Here is a 21,247-nt window from a genome sequence, read left to right as displayed (position 1 = left end):
TGCAAAACATGACATTAAAAAAACCATTCACACTTTCGGCGCTGATGATTGCGACAATAGCGATGAACGGCTGTACTGGATCTGATCAGGTGCAAACTAAAGATACGGTTGAGCAAGAAATTTGGCCAATGATCACTACAGGTATTCAAGATGATGCTGCGATGGAAGCTAAAATAGCAGAGTTGTTATCAAGCATGACACTTGAGCAAAAAATAGCGCAAATGATACAGCCAGAAATACGCGATATTACAGTAGAAGATATGCGTAAATATGGGTTTGGCTCTTACCTAAATGGTGGTGGCGCTTTTCCAAATAATAACAAACATGCCAGTGCTGCTGATTGGATAGATCTAGCTGAAAAAATGTACCAAGCATCAATCGATGATTCATTAGATGGCAGTCGTATTCCGACTATGTGGGGCACAGATGCCGTACATGGTCATAATAACGTTATTGGCGCAACCTTATTCCCGCATAATATCGGTCTAGGTGCGACCAATAATCCTGCCTTAATTGAAAAAATTGCAGCTGCTACAGCACAAGAAGTTATGGTGACGGGGATTGATTGGGTATTCGCACCTACCGTTGCTGTTGTGCGTGATGACCGTTGGGGTCGCACTTACGAAGGTTACTCAGAAGACCCTGAAATAGTAAAAGAGTATTCTGCTGCCATAGTAAAAGGCTTACAGGGCGCTGTGGAGCAAGACTTCTTATCTGATAAGCGTGTGATCAGCACAGTAAAACACTTCTTAGGTGATGGCGGTACGCAAGGTGGTGACGATCAAGGAAATAACGTTGATAGCGAAGCTGATTTATTTAATATTCATGCTCAAGGCTATGTAGGCGGTTTAGGCGCAGGGGCGCAAACTGTGATGGCGTCTTTTAACAGTTGGAATGGCGAGAAAATACATGGCAGTAAGTACCTGCTTACTGATGTGCTAAAAGGCAAAATGGGATTTGATGGTTTTGTTGTTGGTGATTGGAACGGCCACGGACAAATCCCAGGCTGTACAAATGGTAATTGTGCACAAGCTGCAAATGCAGGCCTTGACGTATACATGGTGCCGACTGATGCGTGGAAGCCATTATATGAAAACTTAATAACCCAGGTTAAGGACGGTGCGATTGCGCAGTCACGCATTGATGATGCGGTAACACGTATTCTACGAGTGAAAATGCGCGCAGGGTTATTTGATAAGCCAAGCCCAGCACAACGGCCATTATCAGGAAAAACAGAGGTAATAGGCAGTGCTGAACATCGCGAAATTGCTAAGCAGGCTGTACGTGAGTCATTAGTATTACTTAAAAATAAAGCACAGTTGTTACCTCTTTCACCTAAAGCAAACGTATTGGTCGCTGGTTTAGGTGCCGATAACATTGGTATGCAATCGGGTGGTTGGAGTATTACATGGCAAGGTACTGGTAACGAAAATAGCGATTTCCCTGGTGGCACATCGATTTTGGATGGTATTGAATCCACTGTTAAGCAAGCAGGCGGGCAAGTTCAGTATGACTTAAACGGTGAGTTCAATACTCGTCCAGATGTTGCAATTGTCGTTTTTGGCGAGCAACCATACGCTGAAGGTAATGGTGACTTAGATAACCTTGAGTATCAACGTGGTAATAAAGCAGATTTGGCATTGCTGCGTAAGTTTAAAGCAGCAGGGATCCCCGTTGTATCGCTGTTTATTAGTGGTCGTCCAATGTGGGTAAACGCTGAACTTAATGCCAGCGATGCCTTTGTTGCGACTTGGTTACCAGGCAGCGAAGGAGATGCAATAAGTGATGTACTATTTGCTGATGCCGATGGTTCAGTTAACCATGACTTTAAGGGGAAGTTATCATTTTCGTGGCCTAATAATCCAATTGATAACGAAAATAGAGGCGATGCTAACTACGCGCCGTTATTACCTTATGGCTTTGGCTTAACGTATGCAGATAAAAACACTCTTGCTGATGATTTAGCTGAGACAAGTAATGTAACACAACAGCTTGAAGATTTAGTGTTATTTGACCGAGCAGTGAAAGCGCCGTGGGGCTTAGTACTACAAAGTGGCGAACAACAAAAAACAATGGCGAGTAGCCGTGAATCTGTGGGTGCTGTCAGTGTTAAAACCTTTGATAAAGATGTGCAAGAAGATGCGCGTGCCATAACCTTTACTGGTAATGAGCTTGCTGCTGTACGTTTAATGGCTTCGTTTCCGTCAGATTTACGCTCATACGTTGAAAAATCAGGCCAGCTACAAATGCAAGTTAAAGTAGAGCAAAGTGCTGATGCGCCACTTTGGCTTGGTATGCAGTGTGGTGAAGATTGCCAAGGTAAATTTGATATTGCTAAACAACTGCAAAGTACAAATCAGTGGCAAACAGTCAATATAGACTTGGCTTGCTTTACTGAGCAAGGTGTCAATTTATCGCAGGTGTTCTCACCTTGGCAGTTAAGTACTTCAGCACCATGGCAGGTTTCTATTGCTAAGCTTAGTATTACCAGTAAGCAAGCTAACGAGAACGTTATTTCATGTCAGTAAAATCGCTATTTCTCATAGTTTTGGCAGGTGCGCTTAGCGCCTGCCAAACCTCACAGCCGCCAACTCAGGCCAGTATTGGTCAGGGTTGGCAGCTTGTCTGGCAAGATGAATTTAATGCGGCCACTCTTGATTTAAATAAGTGGCAGCACGAAGTTAACTGCCGAGGTGGTGGTAACGATGAGCAGCAGTGCTATACAGCACGCGAGCAAAATAGTTACCTGCAAGACGGTTTATTGCATATTGTCGCGATAAAAGAAGATTACACCGGACCTTTATATAACGCAGATGAAGTAACCAGTGCCGCAAAAGCTAAATTACAAGGCACACAGCCATTTACCTCAGCACGTCTGCGCACTAAAGGGCAAGGCGATTGGCGTTATGGCCGTATTGAGGTTCGTGCAAAACTACCAGCTGGGCAAGGGACATGGCCTGCAATTTGGATGTTACCCACCGATTGGGAATATGGCACATGGGCATCATCGGGCGAAATAGACATCATGGAAGCGGTAAACTTAAAGACCCTAACAGATGATAAAACAGCCCCTGTAGGTACCCTTGAAAGCCGAATACATGGCACTTTGCATTATGGTGGCCCAGCGCCTGAAAATGTTTATAGTGGCTTGCCTTACACATTTACAGCTGATCAAAATCCTGCTGATGTATTTCATACTTATGCTATTGAGTGGCAGCAAGATGAAATTCGTTGGTATGTTGATGATCTCCACTTTGCCACTTTTAACAATAAGCAGTGGTATTCAAAGTCAAAACAAGCAGATGGAACATTCGTAGAGAATACGGGCTTTGCCCCCTTTGATAAGCGTTTTCACCTGTTAATTAATTTTGCTATTGGCGGTAATTGGCCTGCAAATGTTAATGACAAAGGGGTTGATAAAAGCGGTTTTGAGAAACAAATGCTGGTGGATTATGTCCGCGTTTTTCAATGCTCTGTCAATCCTCAAACGGGTGAAGGTTGCGCCACGATTCAACCAAGCGCAAAGTTGATTCCAGGTAATCGCAAGTAACAAACTTTGAGTCTTAAGCCCGTTTTTGTATCGCCGAACTCGTTACATTGATAGGCTTTTGACTCACTCTCTATAGACTAAACAGTGGTTTAACGATTTAGTTTTTGCAGCAATAGTTGACGAATTCTACGAGCAGTTTGCTCATCAATATCCCCCAAAATACCCTTAGCATGCGGTGCTATTTGATCGCCTATATCTTTGTTATTACTAAATACATAATGATCAAAAAATTGCTGCCAATGAGTTTGCTGTGACTGTGGTAAGTCTTTTATTGCTAACATGCTGTGTAGCATGGCATCAAACGGGTTGGCTAGGTAATCGGGCGCTTGACGCCACCAGTAATTAACGAGCACGTTAAATTGGCTGTGAGCGCTTACGTGGTGCCACCAAAGCGCAGGAATGAATATCCCATCGCCTGGTTCTAATTTGGCTATTTGAGCGCTGTTAAGTGCATTTTGAAATCGTGGAAAGCGATTAAGATCGGGAGCGGTAAAGTCAACTAGGCTGACAGCTTGCCCTGCAGGCGTAAACTCTAATGGGCCAATGTACAAGTTATTGACCTGCTCAGGTGAGAATAAAATAAACTCACGGCTACCTGCACCAACACAAGCCAAATTATCAGCATTATCATAATGGGCTGCAATACGGCTGTGATTACCTACCCAGAGGCTTTTTAAGCAGCTATGCGTGGTTACCTCTAATGGGTTTTTAATTGTAAATTCGGGTGCGCAATAATCACATGCAGTCGACCCCATATAGTATGAGTCTGAATTGTCAGTTGTGAGAGATTGCTCCAGTGTAGTGATTAACTCAACTAAGGTACTGGCGTATTGCGTGAAGTTTAGGTCGGTCATATCTGCATTATAGAAATAACGACCTTGCTCTTTTTCTTTTGCTGTAAAAGCACGCACAGGCGAGTTACTGGCAATGCTTTTTAAATACTTTAGTGCGTGAGTATCACCGAGTTGTGCGTTTTGGACCATAGGCCAATGCGCGCATATTCCCTTGATTACGATAGGAGCTGTTTGCTCGGCTAAAAACGCAGGCAAGTCGTTAATATCATTAATATGGCATTGCTTTACTTGCTGCTTTATTTGTTGAGCTGCACTTTGCATTACTGCGCAGCCCATTTGTTTTTAAGTAATGTAGGAATTTGTTCAAGTGACGCAATGGCCATATAAATAGCATTTAGGTAGCCGCCTTGTTGTAGCTTTTGTAGTTGTTCGCCATTAAGTGTATTTAACACTTGTTGGTTTATAGTATAAAAGCCACCCACAGTTACTTTTTCTCCATTTTTTTGTTGGTATTCAATTGAAAACGCTTCAATTAAATTAAGTGCTAATAGCTGCTCAAAAAAAGCGGGTAGGGCTTGGTTTTCGATATGCAGCGTATTGAGAACTTGTGCAATATGGTTTAAATAGTCGCTATTTCCGCCATGTTCTAAAAATATCGCTTCGCCTTGTTCTTGGTTTAAACGTGGGCTGTCTAAATCTAGATGAACGACTAAAGACTGCTCTGGTATACCTTGGTTATACTGCGTTTGTTGGCCGATTAAAAACGGCTGGCGCTGCATACTCAGTGGCAGGTAGTTAAGTGATAAATTACCTTGCTCATCTAGCAATAAGTTTTCATTATTCTCAAAGCCAAATAATGCGAGGGCTTCAAATTGCCCTGTGTTTGGGTGTTTACGAAATACGATTGGTTGCTGTGCTTGCACCTTAGTAAATTCATTTGGGAAAATAGCCGTGCAGCTAATAGTGTCACCCCATTTAGCACCGCGCTCTGTTATTACTTTTAAGTCTTTATGGCTAATGTTATCAAGTAAAACGTGATTGGCCATGTGGCCTCCTGCTTGTTAAATCGGTTGTAGACCAAATTTTTTAATATGATTAAGTAATTGGCGGTTAGTGGGCAGTTTAGCTAAACCTTGTTTTGCATCTTGTTGGCTATTAGTAAAGTGCTCAATAATGGCTGCGGGCATTTTCATTTGAGGAAACTGCGGTAGTTGCTTCATACCATATAAAATGTATTGATAACTGGCTGCTGAAAACACCTCCTGCGCCCGGTCAAAATCATTTAACCATGGACTTTGATATCGCCACAGAGCTAGGTTATCTATCAATGCACTGGGTATTGATCTAGGTGCTTTATGTGCTTGCCAATATTCACTTGTACGAGTTGATAATACGTAGTGTAATTTTAAAAATTCAATAATGCGTTGCCAGCGATAATGAGTTTGTTGATCAAAGCGTTTTGCAAGTTGCGGCATTGCTTTTCTATTAGTTGGAAAATTAGCTAATAGGGTATTTAAACTCAGTTCAACCATCACCAAAGCAGAGGCCTCAAGTGGTTCAATAAAGCCCGCAGACATGCCAATTGCAATACAGTTTTTATGCCAAAACTGCTCACGATAACCAGGGGTAAATTTAAGTTCGCGAATCGTTAATTTACTTAGATCTAAATCACTTTGCGTTGTGTTTAAATAATTAATTAATTTATCTTTAGCACCTTGGGTTGACTCAAATTTACTTGAATACACCATACCGACGCCACGGCGACTTTGTAAGCCTATATCCCAAACCCAGCCAGTATCTTGCGCTGTGGCTTTGGTATAAGAGAGTATTTCTTGTTCATCATCTGCATATGGCACTTGTACAGCAACGGCACTGTCATTAAACAAAATATGGTCTTGTGTTTGCAGTGGCACTTTGTAGTATTTATCAATTAAGCGGCCATGATGACCAGAACAATCAATAAATAAGTCGCCAGTTATTAACCCGTGATCAGAGGTTTGCACTGCGCTGATATAATCATCTTCATCGCTAATTACTTCATCAACGTGACTAATAATGTGATTAACCCTGAGCTTATCAACACAATGTTGTTGCAACAACTGTGCAAATTTACCAGCATCTAAGTGATAGCCATAATTTGCATGTGTTTGATAGTCAGCGTGCATGTGAGTTTTTGGGGCTTTGTTCTGATCGCAAAAGTAAGTTTGACTCGAGACCGCATGACTAAAGCTCACCGCATTATGTTGAGCAAACCAATAAGGTGCTATATTCAAGCTTTGATAGGCCACCGGTAAGCTAAATGGGTGGTAGTAATATTCATTACTTTCGCCATTTTTTGCATCATGGCACCAACCATCAAAACGTGAACCTTGTTTAAACGACGCGTCACATTGGCGAATAAACTGTGTTTCGCTTATACCAATAGTCTTTAAGGTTTGGCGCATCGTAGGCCATGTGCCTTCTCCAACACCAAGAGTTGGGACATTGGGAGATTCAATTAAAGTGACTTTCGCGTTATGAGTTAAGTGTGGTTGAGCAGCTATCAAGCCTGCACTTAACCAACCGGCACTCCCGCCGCCAATAATAACAATATGATTTATAGTGGATGTGGCCATTAGTAATTACCAAGTTTGAGCTATAAACATCGTAGCAAAAAAAAGCCGCATAAAGCGGCTTTTTGACAACAAAATGCTAGAAAGCGTAACGGAAGCCGATGTTGTATCGGGCGCCGTACTGGTTAGCACGTAGTAACTGCTCAGAGTAACGAACGTATGTACGTTGTGTTTCGTCGGTTAAATTTAAACCTTCGATAAACACGGTAAATTGCTCGTTAACTGCGTAGTTTACATTCACATCCCACTGGCCATAGGCTTCAGTGAAAATAGGAGCAGAATGTTGGTCAAAACCTGTTAAAAACTCATCACGCCAGTTATAAGAAACACGTGCTGATAAACCATCTAAATCATAAATTGCTGAAAAGTTAGCTGAGTCACTTAAGCCAGGCAGTGCAAACTGATAACCAATAGTATCGCGGTCAGCCTCAACATCACCAAATACAAATGTTGCATTAGCTGCAATACCAAACCCTGTATCACCAAACATGTGCTGTGAAGCAAGTTCCCAACCCCATAAGTTGGCTGTTTCAACATTGGTATCACGTGATACATAGAAGGTTGCTAATGGGTCTGTAGAGTCACCTAAAATAGGTGTGCCAGACTCGTTACCTAGGTTTGTATTTATTTGGTCGTGGATTGCTTGATCCGTAGGTTGAATACCTGCTTCAGCTAAATCAGCGCGCGCTTGCTCAGCACGTTCGCCAATAAACGCATCAGTGATGTCGCCGATGGTTTCTTCAGTTGTTACATTAACTAAGAAGTTTTCAACTTGCTTACGGTAATAGCCTGCAGATACATAGCTTCCTTGACCGTAGTAATATTCAAGTGATAAGTCAACGTTGTCAGCAGTGTAAGGTTTTAGTGCGGGGTTACCTACAGCCACTTTACGTTGACCCACTTTAGGGTTACCTAAAAATGAGGTGGTTGAGCGCAGTGCACTTACAGGTGGACGTGCTAAACTTCTGCTGTAAGAAAAACGTGCAATCACATCTTCAACTACTTCAACGTTCATATCAAAACTAGGTAAAAACTCTTTATTTGTGCCTTCACCTGTAGAGAAAGTGCGTTCATCTGCATAGATATATGACCACTCACTGCCGTTTACCCATTCCATGTTTGTAGCAGGGCGTTCAAGGCTGCTAGATGACACATCTGTTTGCTCATAACGTAGGCCAGTTGTAATGTTTACTGGCATGCCGTTAAATTCAGTTTCAAAGTTAGCTTGCATGTAAAATGCTAAGGTTTTTTCACTTACACGGTGATCGTCATCAATTGGGCCTGATTGAACTTGGCCATTAACATCCGCAGGCCAAGTGCATGCACCTAAGCCAGCATCAGGGTGATCACAGTCGATACTCTCTGCAATTGAGACAATTTTGTCAAAGTCAGCATCGTAGTAGTAGTTTAATAATTTGTCGCTACCACCACCTGAAAAACCATCAAGTAAACCAGTGCTATCTACACGAGAGAATAAGCCATCATCATACCAATCAGCTGACTTAGTCCACCAACCAGCAGCTAATTGACCTGAATAAGCTGACGTTGTACGAAAATCAATTTTAGTATGTGAAACACCAAAGTTGATACTGGCTAATGCGCCGCTGTCTTCATTATACCAAGTACCTTTTAACTGATACTGGTCTAGGTCATTAGTGTTTTCATCTTTACTTGCACCGGCAAATAGGCTACCCATGTCACTTGGTAATATTTCAGCTTGACCATTAGTTAAAGTCATATCAATAAGTGGGATTTCGCCTTGGCCAAAGTAAGCCATTTTCTCATCAATATTAACCGTTGGGTTTTCACACCAGTCACATGACGTATTACCGATAATCATGAATGCATCTTGGCCAATACCAACACCTGCACTTGTTGCAGATGAATTGTGTGCGTCAAATTCAATATTAAGTGTGTCAGTAACTTGCCAATCAATATTAAAACCAAGAGATTTGTTTTCGTTTTCAGTTTGGCCTTGGTTTAAGTTGGTAGAGTAATCCCCACCGACTTCTGTTACTTGTGTATAAGTACCATTTTCATTGATGGTAGCAGCATTTACACTACCACCATTATTAAACCATACGCCAAAGCTACGACCGTCTTTTTCAAACTCAAGTTTTGAGTAAGTGTAATCAACAGTCGCGGTAATATTATCTGTAGGTGCATATTGTAGAACTAGTTGGCCATTGGTACGTTTACGGCTATTGTCTGAAAATGCATACCCAGCGTTTTGCGGATACCATGTTGAACCATCAGCACGTTGATTGTTATCAGTTAGGGCAAGGTTTGGTGATGTTGATAAATCTACATCTGGGATCCAGTTATCAACCGCCATTGATTGCTCGCGGTTATCACGCTCTTGCACCGAACCTGAAATTAAAATACCAAATTTATTATCATTAAATGTATTGCTATAAATTCCAGAAAGCTCAGGCGTAACATCACTACCAGTTTCATTTGAAGTATCCATAACTGCTTTTGCACCAATTGATGCATGCATACCTGGATTTGATAGTGGTTTTGCGGTTGTGATGTTTACAGTTGCACCAATGCCACCACTAGAAGCATCAGCACGTGCTGTTTTATAAACTTCAACACCACTGACACTTTCTGTTGCGATATTGCCAAAATCAAATGAGCGCCCACCGGTTGTTGGCATTTGGCGGTCATTGAGTGTTACGAGGTTAAACTCAGGGCCAAAACCACGCACCGTGATTTTACTACCTTCACCATTACTGCGATCAATTGATACACCAGTGATTCGTTGCAGCGACTCAGCAAGGTTAGTATCAGGGAATTTACCAATATCTTCAGAAGTAATAGCATCTACAACACCAGCTGACTGGCGCTTGATGTCCATTGATTTAACCAAGCTACCGCGAATACCTGAAACTTGTATTACTTCCATTTCATTTGTTGTTGCGGGTTCTTCTTCGGCGATAGCGTTATGAGATGACAGTGCACTTAAGCCCATCGCCATTGATAGGCTAACGGCAAGCTGTTTTTTCTTAAAGAATGTGTGGTTCATGCAAATCTCCAGATTTGTTTTATCTTTTATGGTTGTTGTCTTGTAAGCGCTTACATTTATATTTAAAAAAATCGCCGAACCCGACTTTGTTAATGTAAGCGCTTACAATAAGTTAGTAGAAAGTAAAACTCACGTCAATTAAAATCAGTTTTTAAATTAGGTATTAAAGGTTATCTATCTGTATTTATGAGAGTTATTTATCTGGATGATTTAATTAAATGCTTCGTATTATGGTAAATATGTGGCAAAACTCGATTAAAAGGCTGAGTTATGTTGTTAACTTCTCCTGCTTAAAGTTAACAACTGCAGTGGTTTGAGCAATCAAATCTTAAAATAGAATATAAAATCTAGCAGAGACTTAAGCACATTTGCTATGCTGTAACTTCAATTTAGCCATATGTTTTATAGGGTAATAGATAATGCCAAGTGAGCAAACTAAAGCAAATATACCTCCTGCAAAAATTGTTTGTGTTGGGCGTAATTATGTTGCACATATTGAAGAGTTAGGTAACCAAGTTGCGCAGCAAATGGTGGTGTTTTTAAAACCCAGTAGCGCTATTAGTGAGGTGCTTTTAAGCCAGCACTGCGCAGAAAATTTGCATTTCGAAACCGAAATATGTTTTAAAGTGCAGGGGGGGCAACTAGCTGAAGTTGCAGTTGGTTTAGATTTAACCAAACGTGATCTACAAACAGAATTAAAAAATAAAGGCCTGCCGTGGGAACGCGCCAAAGCATTTGATGGCGCAGCATTATTTAGTGATTTTGTTGCTATAAAGCAAGCTGATATCGCAAAACTACAAGTCTCTTTACAACTAAATAATAAGTTACAACAGCAAGGTAATGTTGATTTAATGCTCTATAAACCAGATGTGATTTTAGCACAAATAAATGAATTTATGACTTTAAATGATGGCGATATTATCATGACAGGTACACCCGCAGGGGTTGGCCAAATACATGCAGGAGATACATTTAACGCCCAGCTTCACTTGGCTGATCAGCTTCTTGTACAACAGAGCTGGGTTGCGCAATAGGCTGTAATATTAGTTGCTGATAATACTCATCAAAGTCTGTAAATGTGTTTTTAAGCCATTTACGTTGACTCTCTTGGTATTTTTCTGAAGGTAGGATGCTTTGTTTGAGCTTTTCGTTAATAATCTTCAGGGCTTTTTCTGCAAAGTTATTAGGTGCTGTAGCAGAGCAGCCAACCGCACCGAGTACAAATGTGTTTTTAGGTGCTTCAATTGGCAGGGCTATAACATTATCTTGCTTAGTAAAACGATTGTAGTAATCGGCTACAAAAGGGTAATCAATTGAGTAGTCGATATAGCCATGATTCAACCTTGAAATCACCGCATAACTTTCATTTTCACTTCCCCAACTTAAAGAGCCTTTTTCTTTTGCACCAGTATTTTTTGCAATGGTATTTATTTCATTTGTAAATTGACGAGCAGCCGTTTGACCAAAAATAAAGCTGTTGTCTATAAGTAAGTTGATTAGCCGAACTGGAGAGCCATGTTGTCGGCTTATTGTCTTAGCGTTATTTTTTGTCGTGATAATGCTGAATGGCGGATAAACAGTTGTCGGAATTGAATATATGGCTCTGACTGTACTTGTTTTTCTGTAGATCATACAAGGGTGGCAAGCCGCGTGGCCTTCCGTTAGGTATTTTGTGATGCGTTGGTTGGGTAATTGCAGGCGAGAGTGTTTTATTTGTGGTAACTCTTTTATCAATTGCTCCGTTAAATAATCGCATAGTCCTCCATTTGGAGATTGCTCGTGCTTAGCTAAATGAAATGGGGCGGTGTTACTATATAGCCATGTAATTTCATCAATATTGTTCGATGAGCATGCAAAAGAAGCTAAAGAGATAGTAGAGCAGAGTATTATTTTAATAATATTAGGCAACTTAATCATTCGTCTATCGAAATATCCCTGAGAAGACATAGTTAAAGTATAGAGAACTTTCGTGTATTTTCTTGTAAAAATAATGCCCTTCTACGAGGGCATTTATTAAATTAAATTTAAAAAGGCACTGGAAACTGCTGATACACCTGAGCGATATCATTAAGTGCTTGCTCGCTTAATTGAATATTAAACGCGTCAATGTTTTCTTTTAACTGTGCCATATTGGTGGCACCAATAATGGTAGATGAAACACCATCCACTTGATTACACCAGGCTAAAGCAAGTTGCGCTGGCGTGATCCTCAATTGGTTGGCTATTTCCATATATTGGCTAATAGCTTGCATTGATGCGGGTGTATTACGAAATAAGCCATTGCGTTGTGTTAATGTCCAGCGGCTGCCTTCAGGGCGGGCTCCATTTTGGTATTTACCACTTAACATACCCCCTGCAAGAGGTGACCAAGGCAGATAGGCAATGTTCTCATGAATACATTGCTCTATAAGGTATGGCCAGTCTTTACCATGAATAAGGCTAAACTCATTCTGAATTGACACCATGCGCGGTAAATTATGTTCTTCACTTAAACGTAAAAATTGACTAATGCCCCAAGGGGTATCGTCTGATAAACCACAGTGTTTGATTTTTCCGGCTTTTACACAATCATTTAAGCCTTCTAATATATCGAGCATACTTGCAGTATGTTGCTGTGTATCGGCTTCACTAAAGCGCACATTACCAGGGAAGTGCTTGCCAAAATGCGGCGTAGTACGATTGGGCCAATGTAATTGGTATAAATCTATAACATCAGTTTGTAAGCGTTTTAGTGAGCTCTCGACTGCATCAATCACAGCTTGGCGAGTTATATCTTCACCATTTCTTACCCAAGGTAATCCGTTACCCGCAATTTTAGTAGCCAGTACTATATCATCACGCTTCTGTTTATTGCGTGATAGCCAATCACCAATAATAGCTTCTGTTTTGCCGTAGGTATCTGCTGTAGGCGGTACTGCGTACATTTCAGCAGTATCAATAAAGTTAACACCGTTTGCTAAGGCATAGGCTATTTGCTCATCAGCATCAGCTTGAGTGTTTTGCAAACCCCAAGTCATGCTTCCTAAGCAGATGCGGGAAACATCGATTCCACTTTTGCCTAACGGGCTGTATAACATGGTTATTCCTTTTAATCTTGTGAATAGGTTTTAAGGGCTGCTAAAAGAGGCTCGCTTAGGTTGGCTTTTTTACCCGTTTTGAAATTAAACATCACCACTTGAGATGAGCCAATTGTTGTAAGCGCATTTTGTTGTTGGCTAAACACGTTGTAATGCATCATGAAGCGGTCAGCTTGAATATCGCTAATGGTCACACCAACCAATACAGTATCAGGAAAGGTGACAGGGCGCTTGTAACGTGCGTTGTTTTCACTGATCACCGGACCGATGCCTGTTGTTTGTAAATCTTCGAGTAAATTTATTTGATTAAAAAAGTCGATGCGAGCCGTTTCAAAGTAACGAAAATACACCACGTTATTAACGTGTTGAAGGGCATCCATTTCACCCCAAGCGACATTTATTTTTGTGTGGATAGGGTGTTGTTCTATAAACGATTGCATATCAAAGCTCGGTTAATCTAAAGAATACTCAGGTTAGCAATAAGGCGCTGTTAGCTCAAGAAAATTAGAGTAATCATAAAAACATGCTATATTTTTAGGTTCCTGTTTACGTAAATGACAACTTTAGTCTGATACTTTAATGATTATAAGGAGAAAATTATGAATCCGGTTGCAGCAAAAGTCATCAAATGGTTAGCCTTGCTTGTAGTGATATGCTTAGCGTTTACTTGCTATGCAATGGGGAATGCCTCAGGAGCAATCGCTTTAGTTATCCTTGGCTTTGTATTTGAAGGTGCATTTTGGTTATTTGGTCACAAATTATTTAGCCGTAAAAAATCAGATAGTTCTCAATCACAAACTTCCTAGCTTGCTAATCACTCAAACATAATTAATAATAGCTGTTCATATATACAGTTGTTTGGTTTGAGACATGAAAAAGTTTATTCATATCGATCTATTATCTAGAGTTTGAATATTGACAAATACTCATTATTTTATTCTAAGGTATTAAATTATAAAGTATTAATTTTTAAGTTATCACAAAAACGGCTTGTCAATATTGACAGCGTTTTTGCGATTTCAAATTAATATAGTTTTAATGAAATATGGTCTAATAATTATTAAGGGTAAAACCTTTTTTCAGCATCTATTAACTCATCGTAACTATAGTAAAAGCGCCTTTGTTCTTCGTATTTACATCGGCTTTCTGAGTTCATCATCTCTTCAATTAAAACCTTAAAATAGTCATCCTCGTCTTCAGAAGTTATTATATCAAGATCTATTTCGAAGTGGGTTTTTAGAAGTACTATAAAGTCGTCAAAACTAAGTTCAGCTTCAGATAGCAAGTCTCTTAAATTTAGGCAGCCGGCAAAATCATATGATTCAAAAATGGCATTAGCTTTTAATTGGTTTAATTTATCGCTTTGAATAAAGGTAAGAGGAGTATCAGAAATCGGTTTTCGATGTAAGGATTTATTATTTATCAGTTGTTGGTTTAGTTGATAAGAGTTGCTTTCTAACGCAGAAAAAGCAGCTATCACAGAGCATACACAAGTATCTGTTTCCTCGGCAATATCTTCAAGGGATTGGTTGCGGTAGGAAAAAGTTAAGTGGTGTAAAACCCTTCCTATACTGATTGCTATCGAATGATAATTTAGCGTGTTATCACAGAGATCTGTATCATCTAAATTAAAATATGAATTAAATGTATTTTCAAAGTTTTTTAAAATAAATGTATATAGTTTACTGCTATTGCAGGCAGGGCAATTCATAATAATTCTCCAACAAATAAGGCCTACTAAACGCTTACTCGTTTTAAATATTACAAATTGTTCGGGTGCATCGACTTTGCCGCTTTTTAAAGTAGGCGCAGGCTGCCCGACAGCCAAGCTTCGATTCTATAACTTTTCTTAAGAAAATACTTTTTAATATTTAATGTTGATTGATGATTCTTTCAAATTCATCTTTAGACATATTTAAAATACAAGCTATGACCTCTATTCGGTCAAAGCTTGTAAGGTACTCTACTTCATCAAAGGCGGCATTAATTTTTTCCCAATGACGCTGAAGGCTAATTATACATTCAGGGGATGGGGAGAATTCTAATAGGTTAATTGTATCTTGTTGAGTTACGCCATTCTCCAAGCTCAGTTTTAAGTCCTTTAAAGACTTATACCCATAAAAATCAATCGCAATGGTTCTCTGTGCCTGATTCAATTTACATTCAGTAAAATTAGCTAAACGGCGAGCTTGGCGTTTAAGTATTTTTTCATATTGTGATTTTTCTTCAGGCACTAAAGTCTCCATAAGTACCGAAGCATCCACAGCATATTCGTTACTTAAGAAGTCTTAGCTAATTTTTTAATGGGCTTTCGCTTTGTTTTTGTGGTCACAGGCTGCCATTACAGCCTTATAAGCATATGAAGAAGTAGTTTAATATACTTCTTCATATTCCAGCAGGTTTAGTTTTAACTTTCTTCCCACTTTTAAGCGAAGCTCCCCCCTTTCTAAAATCAAACATATTCATTTTAAAGCTTGAAATAGAAACTTGCTGAGCTCCGTGGACATGAGTAATTAGCTTTTCATGTCTCTCTTTATATGGTGCTTTAGCGACAGAACCACCAAATTCACCTGTGTTAACCAAAACCACATGTTGGTACATATGATAAAAAAGAGCATCTACCATAGAATCAAAGGTACTAACATCCATGTTTAATGCTGGAATTAAATAAGCGTTAGACTTATTCTTCAAATCAGCACTCATTGCAATGTCAGTTGAATCAAAGCAAATAGAGCCTGTTAACCGGAACCCATCTTCATTTTCAAATGCAGGGTGAAGTAATTCAATAAATAGCTGATAAGGTCTCCAAGGTTTTATATGTTTTACCTCGTCCTTCATCATATGATACTTCCCTTGAAGCCTTTCTATAAAAGATCTACCACTGGCTAGTTTATTAGGAATTATCCATTTAGCTACGTTATTCGGCCCGTCTACATTAGGAATATTAGTAAAATTTAATCCTGTAAATATTATTGCCCCTGTTTTATCAGAGAGTCTTTTCAAAATATCAATATCTTCAGTATTTACTGCTAGTTCAGGCCAAACAATTAAGTCTATTTTTCCTGAAGTATCATTATTTAGAGATTCATGGCTATATTTTTTGTGCAAAATTAACTCTGCGACCGATGCTACATGGCGTCTATGCTTAACACGATACTCCTCTGTATCTAGCTGTAAACCGTGTTCAACAAAATCGGACTTCTTAGGCAAAAGCGACTGCACCATCACAACATCAAGATCTTGTTTGTTCTTGTCCCATCCTAAGTTTATTTTTTCTACGTAACCTGGGATGCCTGATAGTTGGCAGAACATACCTTTTTGTTGCTCAATTCTAGCTTCAATCAACTTTTTAAGGGAAGTTAAGTCCCAATTAGTCGGCCACATACGCTCTTTGTCAAATACCTCTAAGCCTGGCCACTGAAGTAAGTTAAACAATAAACCAGATAACCAGCTGCTCATAGGTGCGACTTCACCATTAATACTTTCAGGAGAATGCATCATTCCGAACTGGCGTTTTAAATACCCTGATCTAATACCACTATATTGCCCTTGCTTATGGCTATATGAATTACCCAGTGACCAATCTAATGAGCCTGTTAGACAATTACGAATAAACATACCGATATGATATAAAGGTTTATGCTCTTTTGAGACCCAATCAGGAGCTTCAAATAGTGGAAATTCATCACTGATAATATTCACTTCTAGCCGTATTTCTGACGCTAGGCTTTGAATTGAGGACCAGTTTGTACATTTTATCTGAGAGTTAATTAAGTCTATCGGCTTTTCAAAATCAAAACCTTTTAGGCATTCATGGATTAGTAACAGAACAGCGTTTTCATGCTTAAATGGGTTAGAGTTGTGCTTAATCACCCCCATTATTGGGTATAGCCTTTCAGGGTTTTTGTTACTAACTAGAACTTCTTTTTGGTATAGGCCTGCTTGCTTGCAGATTGAGTTATCAGCCTTATGCCAACTAAAGTCATTTTTATTACTATACTCGATTAAGTCTGAAAATAAGGATGGTGACTCCCTAGCAATTTCAGTCATTAAGTCTGTAATATTTCGATTATTTAATTGTTTAACACCTTTTTTAATAGCTCCTTTTTTACCGATTTTTTCTAAGAAGTTTGATAGAGATCTAATAACATTTTCATTACTCTTTGAAAGTTGATGCGCAATAAGAGCATTCGAAATAAACTCTTCATGGTTCATGTCATTCGCAATAGTTCTATGACCTTTGATCATCTTAGATACAATATTGAAGTCCTGGTCATCCTTATCTTCATATGATAGTAAACTATCGTTTCTGACTAGTAGTAAGAAACGAGCCTGTTCCTTTACTCCTTCAGAATAATTTCCAACCCCTTGGAGAATATCAACGGCTAAGCACTGGAGATATTCGAAAAAGTCCTGGTGATTTGAGTGAGCAGGAAAGGACCATTTTGATTTACTATGGATAACTGTAGCACTATGCCTAAACACTTCGCCTAAACAATACTCTATGACAAAAGACTGCCTAAAATCCTTTCTATTCCTTACGAAATTAAACTGTGAAATCAAAGCCTTGATGATTTTAACATCAGGAAAAAGCTCTATACCTTTTTTGAGTAATAGAACTAAAGATGGATCTTTAGTCCAACAAGCAATGAACTTTCGTGCCATTCTTTCTTGTAAAAAATCCCAACTACCAGGAACCAATTCACTTTTTTCATTTAACTCTTGAGTATAAAAGCTTCGTTTCTGCTTCAGTAAATTATGAATTTTATTAGCAGCAAACCTAACTAATGTGTCTTCTCTTACATCATGATTTGGAGCTTCAATAAGAGCGAGAGGGTTTGTACTTAATAAGTTGGTTGGCACAGCACGAATATAATCAGCTAAATTAATTAATCCTTCTAAGTGACCTAACTGTTCATCTACTTCACTGTTAGAAATTGGACCGCTTACTTTCCCTTGAATGGTTTTTAACTTTTGGGATATACCTGTTCTTTTTAATTGAAAGGGTTCAACTTTAGTTTTCTTTTTATTTAGCTTCAAACCTAGTTCTTTTAGCTCATTATCAATAAAAGACTCTAGTTCGTCTTTAATTGGCTGGCTTTCATTGGTTTCAGAAACTATTACCAAACGCATATCATCAACGTAGCGACTGTAATCAACTAATCGGTATTTATCGGCAATTGTACTACCAATTAAGTCTGCAAACTTTTCATCAAAGTCTAATAAATAAACATTGGCAAAGAACCCACCGGGCACTAATCCTTGTGGAATACCCATTGGAATGGTCTCTTGACCTTTTTGGCAAACATCTTCATATAACTTTGAAGAGTTTGAATCCCATGACCAACTTTCAAAAGAGCTAAGTAAATAACTTAGTATTGGAGATTTTTCCTTATCGAAATCCTCTATAAGTTTAGTTATTCTCTCTGTCAGCTTTTCACGATCAATGTAGTCATAAAAGCTTTTTAGATCTAAATGAACTTCAAAAACGTTTTCTTTATCTATTTTTGATTCGATAGCCTGCTTTGCGAAGTAGTAAGGGCGCTCTAAGAACCTCTGATAATCAGTAAAATACTTACTATATATGGTGCTATTTCCCCATGGAAACACCGCTTGTTCATTTATAAAACGACAAAATAACCGATTACCATAATTAACTATTTTTCTTTCATGAACATCATCTAATTTCGTTGAAGTATCGCCTTGCATTGTTTCGACATGATTCGCTAAACACATCATTAATGCTGTGAACAATGTTTGCTCTTTGATTGGCACGTGTGCAAGAGGTCTCAAAGGAGGAACCGTTCTCTCTTTAGTTTCAGTACCTTCTTCTATAATTTTTACCGGTTGCCAAGTTTGATTTAACCCTTCTAAAGCCTCTGCTTGCCCTAATGTTTTTTTAGGTTCATTAACTGGTGGAAAAAGTATTGATTCAACAAACTCCCATTTTGTAGATTTTGGTGCTGGCACTAGCCTTAAAGGGGTCAAATTATAACTTATCGACTCTAGTTCCTTTTTCCAGCGTTCCAAGTTAGAGGAAAGTGATAAGGTAGATTGATCTAACTCAAAATTATTTGCATACCAGTTTGTAGAACGAATATAACTTTGAGCTTTCTTCCATGCCTGCGCCAAAACAATTTTGTCGCTTAAATACGAGTCTGTAGGCTTCAATACTCGGTACTTTTTATCTAATAGTCCCATATAACCTCAAAATGTTAGTCAACTGTTTCAAAACGAACTATTAATTCTGTCCTGATGCCAAATTCAATTTATTTTGTGTAGGCTCATTTAATAGCTCATTAAGTAACTCATTGTCATCGATATTATCGTACCTACTCTCAATATTTTCTTTTAATAAAAATAAACGAGCTTCTGCTGTACGTACCATCTCATTGAATGTAATAGCATGTACTTCTCCATATTGTTGTGTTTCTGAAGCACCTATTTTCTGAAATTTACTTGCTTTAGGGCAAATAGAGTCTCCAACTACATAGGCTTTGATATAAGGATGTGATGAGTCGACACCTGCATGCCAAATGTCTTCAACATAACGTTTAGCTTGGTCTGTTTCATCCCGGCCAATCTCAAACCCCCCTTTTTTAAGCTCAATAAGAAGTACTTTTTGTGTTTTTTTCAATTCACCTACAAAGTGTTCAAGACCAACCAAGCTCACAGAAGAGTTTTCACCAACAACAATATCTGGCCTTTTAGCTGAATTTAAAAATTGTTCTTTCTTGAAACTTTTCTTAAAAACAATTTCCATTGTTTTTCTTAAGCCTCGATTACTAGCATATTCAGGGGTATCAAATTCAGGGCCAAAAACCCATCGAGCTCTTTCTATTAAGGGGTGAAGTGTATGTAATTCATCTACGCTATGGTCGTTACTTAATCTTTGAATAGCCTCAGTAACTTTAATCCGAGCATCTATTTCAGCAAGAATAATCATTGCGTCTGACACATTCCATTCGTCTAAAAATTGATTTAATGCATCTGCATCATTAGCTTGTATAGTTGTCAATTTATGTAAAAGTGAGATTCCCGAACGAGACTTTTCTAAATTTAAAGCCGCTTTAAATGCAAGCTCTAATAGCTCTATTTTAATATCGGGGCTTTCAGATAACATTGCATCAACAAAATCATATAACTCTCGTTGAGCCAGTTTAGGTAACTCTTTTAAATCTGTTTTATGGTTATTTAGGACTAACCTTTTAGCAGTATAAACTTCAGTTTTCGAAAGTTCTAAATAGCACGACTTTACAAACGAAGAGATTTGTTCTGTTATAAGGTCGATGGAAGAAAAATCTCTTTTAAAATCAGACCAATCTGCTTCTATATAATCAAAAAGATCATCAGACTCTGCTATTAAAGTATATCTTTTTGCGAATGTCTTTCGTCCATCAAAAACCTGTTTCCCTTGAATTGACCAGCTTGGAGTACTTAACAGTCGCCCTCCAAGCCAAAATGCTACACCATGTTGATTAGATGTTTTTGAAGCAGAAGAAGAATCAACAAGAGTCAGTTTAATGTTTATGTCACCAACAGGGTTAATTTCTGTTTTTTTAATTATCCCTGGATGCTCAGCCAATGTAATCAATTTACCATTTATATATACCTTAAACTCTGGATTAAATAAAAATCGAGCTGAAATTATTTCTTTTAATTCAACAAGATCAATTAAGTGTCGTTCAGCAACAACGCTAACTTTGGTTCCGTGCCCTTTAAAAGAAGTATCAGTATGTTCAATTACTTTTATCGGTTGTGCTCCAGAAGATAGTTTTAATACATATTTGTTTTTAACAGAATTCTTCCAAGTTTCAACTGTGTATGTGTCACAAAAACAAAGACCTGCATGACGACCAACGCCATTTCGACCAAAAGCTATTCGTCTTTTGCTAAGCTCATTATCTGTAGGGAGTTCAACAAAAGGCCCTTGATGTTTTCGTCTATCATATCTGAGCCTTAACCACCGCTTCTCAAACTCTTGAGAAGTCATTCCAATACCATTATCTTCAACCGATATTAATCCACCAGTTTCGTCAGGAAAAATTATTTTAACCTCTGATGCACCAGCATCATGTGCATTAGCAATTAGTTCTGTTATTGCTACATCTGCCTTTGTTGCAATAGTACTAATTTCGTTTAATAAAAAACCATCTTCGTATGTGACTTCATAATCCATAATGTAC

The 21,247-nt window shown here is 38.7% G+C and carries 15 protein-coding genes; 4 read left to right on the top strand and 11 right to left on the bottom strand.

The genetic code is table 11. The annotated features are described in order from the left end of the window. Nucleotides 1–8 precede the first annotated feature (8 nt). The gene (locus tag B5G52_RS09545; RefSeq protein ID WP_087532433.1) at nt 9–2,528 is read left to right on the top strand and encodes an exo 1,3/1,4-beta-D-glucan glucohydrolase; all 2,520 of its coding nucleotides are present in this window, start codon (nt 9–11) and stop codon (nt 2,526–2,528) included. After that, nucleotides 2,519–3,550, top strand: a complete 1,032-nt coding sequence (locus B5G52_RS09540; protein ID WP_087532432.1) for a family 16 glycosylhydrolase — start codon at nt 2,519–2,521, stop codon at nt 3,548–3,550. Before B5G52_RS09545 ends, B5G52_RS09540 begins: the two co-directional genes overlap by 10 nt. An 89-nt stretch (nt 3,551–3,639) precedes the next feature. On the opposite strand, the gene B5G52_RS09535 is transcribed toward B5G52_RS09540, so the two are convergent. From B5G52_RS09535 to B5G52_RS09520, 4 genes are all read right to left on the bottom strand, one after another. Then, complete coding sequence (locus B5G52_RS09535) at nt 3,640–4,665, bottom strand: cupin-like domain-containing protein (protein WP_176372533.1); 1,026 nt, start codon at nt 4,663–4,665, stop codon at nt 3,640–3,642. Beyond that, nucleotides 4,665–5,390, bottom strand: a complete 726-nt coding sequence (locus tag B5G52_RS09530; RefSeq protein ID WP_087532430.1) for a SapC family protein — start codon at nt 5,388–5,390, stop codon at nt 4,665–4,667. The genes B5G52_RS09535 and B5G52_RS09530 overlap by 1 nt, the downstream gene beginning before the upstream one ends. Nucleotides 5,391–5,405: 15 nt before the next feature. Then, nucleotides 5,406–6,959 (bottom strand): tryptophan halogenase family protein, encoded by a 1,554-nt coding sequence (locus B5G52_RS09525; RefSeq protein ID WP_087532429.1) that lies wholly within the window; start codon nt 6,957–6,959, stop codon nt 5,406–5,408. Between the two features lie 76 nt (nt 6,960–7,035). Beyond that, nucleotides 7,036–9,984 carry a TonB-dependent receptor gene (locus B5G52_RS09520; RefSeq protein ID WP_254911181.1) on the bottom strand — a complete coding sequence of 983 codons (2,949 nt, stop codon included), beginning with the start codon at nt 9,982–9,984 and terminating at the stop codon, nt 7,036–7,038. 419 nt (nt 9,985–10,403) lie between these two features. Here B5G52_RS09520 and B5G52_RS09515 point away from each other — a divergent pair, with 419 nt between their 5' ends. Beyond that, nucleotides 10,404–11,018, top strand: coding sequence for a fumarylacetoacetate hydrolase family protein (locus tag B5G52_RS09515; protein ID WP_087532428.1), 615 nt, complete (start codon nt 10,404–10,406; stop codon nt 11,016–11,018). On the opposite strand, the gene B5G52_RS09510 is transcribed toward B5G52_RS09515, so the two are convergent. The 3 genes from B5G52_RS09510 to B5G52_RS09500 form a co-directional block, all read right to left on the bottom strand. Then, the gene (locus B5G52_RS09510; protein WP_087532427.1) at nt 10,957–11,901 is read right to left on the bottom strand and encodes an ABC transporter substrate-binding protein; all 945 of its coding nucleotides are present in this window, start codon (nt 11,899–11,901) and stop codon (nt 10,957–10,959) included. The two genes, B5G52_RS09515 and B5G52_RS09510, sit on opposite strands and share 62 nt — an antisense overlap. 107 nt (nt 11,902–12,008) lie before the next feature. Further along, entirely contained in the window at nt 12,009–13,061 is a 1,053-nt protein-coding gene (locus B5G52_RS09505) for an aldo/keto reductase (RefSeq protein WP_087532426.1), read from the bottom strand. 11 nt (nt 13,062–13,072) lie between these two features. Then, on the bottom strand, nt 13,073–13,501 hold the full coding sequence (locus tag B5G52_RS09500) for a thioesterase family protein (protein ID WP_087532425.1): 429 nt from the start codon (nt 13,499–13,501) through the stop codon (nt 13,073–13,075). Between the two features lie 159 nt (nt 13,502–13,660). Between B5G52_RS09500 and B5G52_RS09495 the strand changes: the two genes are divergently transcribed. Then, nucleotides 13,661–13,867, top strand: coding sequence for a hypothetical protein (locus tag B5G52_RS09495; protein ID WP_087532424.1), 207 nt, complete (start codon nt 13,661–13,663; stop codon nt 13,865–13,867). 254 nt (nt 13,868–14,121) lie between these two features. On the opposite strand, the gene B5G52_RS09490 is transcribed toward B5G52_RS09495, so the two are convergent. The 4 genes from B5G52_RS09490 to B5G52_RS09475 all read right to left on the bottom strand — a co-directional run bounded on the left by B5G52_RS09490 (nt 14,122) and on the right by B5G52_RS09475 (nt 21,240). After that, nucleotides 14,122–14,889, bottom strand: a complete 768-nt coding sequence (locus B5G52_RS09490; RefSeq protein WP_087532423.1) for a hypothetical protein — start codon at nt 14,887–14,889, stop codon at nt 14,122–14,124. Between the two features lie 43 nt (nt 14,890–14,932). Further along, nucleotides 14,933–15,295: a hypothetical protein gene (locus B5G52_RS09485; protein ID WP_087532422.1), complete on the bottom strand. Its 363-nt coding sequence runs from the start codon at nt 15,293–15,295 to the stop codon at nt 14,933–14,935. Nucleotides 15,296–15,446: 151 nt separating this feature from the next. Continuing rightward, nucleotides 15,447–19,262 (bottom strand): RNA-directed DNA polymerase, encoded by a 3,816-nt coding sequence (locus tag B5G52_RS09480; RefSeq protein WP_087532421.1) that lies wholly within the window; start codon nt 19,260–19,262, stop codon nt 15,447–15,449. A gap of 40 nt (nt 19,263–19,302) precedes the next feature. Then, nucleotides 19,303–21,240: an ATP-binding protein gene (locus B5G52_RS09475; protein WP_087532420.1), complete on the bottom strand. Its 1,938-nt coding sequence runs from the start codon at nt 21,238–21,240 to the stop codon at nt 19,303–19,305. Nucleotides 21,241–21,247: the final 7 nt, after the last annotated feature.

Origin of the sequence: Pseudoalteromonas sp. A601, from assembly GCF_002165575.1 — a bacterium.
Taxonomy (GTDB): domain Bacteria; phylum Pseudomonadota; class Gammaproteobacteria; order Enterobacterales; family Alteromonadaceae; genus Pseudoalteromonas.
The sequence above is the reverse complement of the archived record's forward strand: the minus strand, read 5'-3'. Positions and strand labels throughout refer to the sequence as shown.

Excerpts from the sequence above, each read along its gene's own strand:
- B5G52_RS09535 (WP_176372533.1), bottom strand. The coding sequence starts at position 4,665 with ATGCAAAGTGCAGCTCAACAAATAAAGCAGCAAGTAAAGCAATGCCAT.
- B5G52_RS09530 (WP_087532430.1), bottom strand. The coding sequence starts at position 5,390 with ATGGCCAATCACGTTTTACTTGATAACATTAGCCATAAAGACTTAAAA.
- B5G52_RS09540 (WP_087532432.1), top strand. The coding sequence starts at position 2,519 with ATGTCAGTAAAATCGCTATTTCTCATAGTTTTGGCAGGTGCGCTTAGC.
- B5G52_RS09525 (WP_087532429.1), bottom strand. The coding sequence starts at position 6,959 with ATGGCCACATCCACTATAAATCATATTGTTATTATTGGCGGCGGGAGT.
- B5G52_RS09495 (WP_087532424.1), top strand. The coding sequence starts at position 13,661 with ATGAATCCGGTTGCAGCAAAAGTCATCAAATGGTTAGCCTTGCTTGTA.
- B5G52_RS09510 (WP_087532427.1), bottom strand. The coding sequence starts at position 11,901 with ATGATTAAGTTGCCTAATATTATTAAAATAATACTCTGCTCTACTATC.
- B5G52_RS09515 (WP_087532428.1), top strand. The coding sequence starts at position 10,404 with ATGCCAAGTGAGCAAACTAAAGCAAATATACCTCCTGCAAAAATTGTT.
- B5G52_RS09545 (WP_087532433.1), top strand. The coding sequence starts at position 9 with ATGACATTAAAAAAACCATTCACACTTTCGGCGCTGATGATTGCGACA.
- B5G52_RS09505 (WP_087532426.1), bottom strand. The coding sequence starts at position 13,061 with ATGTTATACAGCCCGTTAGGCAAAAGTGGAATCGATGTTTCCCGCATC.
- B5G52_RS09520 (WP_254911181.1), bottom strand. The coding sequence starts at position 9,984 with ATGAACCACACATTCTTTAAGAAAAAACAGCTTGCCGTTAGCCTATCA.
- B5G52_RS09500 (WP_087532425.1), bottom strand. The coding sequence starts at position 13,501 with ATGCAATCGTTTATAGAACAACACCCTATCCACACAAAAATAAATGTC.
- B5G52_RS09475 (WP_087532420.1), bottom strand. The coding sequence starts at position 21,240 with ATGGATTATGAAGTCACATACGAAGATGGTTTTTTATTAAACGAAATT.
- B5G52_RS09480 (WP_087532421.1), bottom strand. The coding sequence starts at position 19,262 with ATGGGACTATTAGATAAAAAGTACCGAGTATTGAAGCCTACAGACTCG.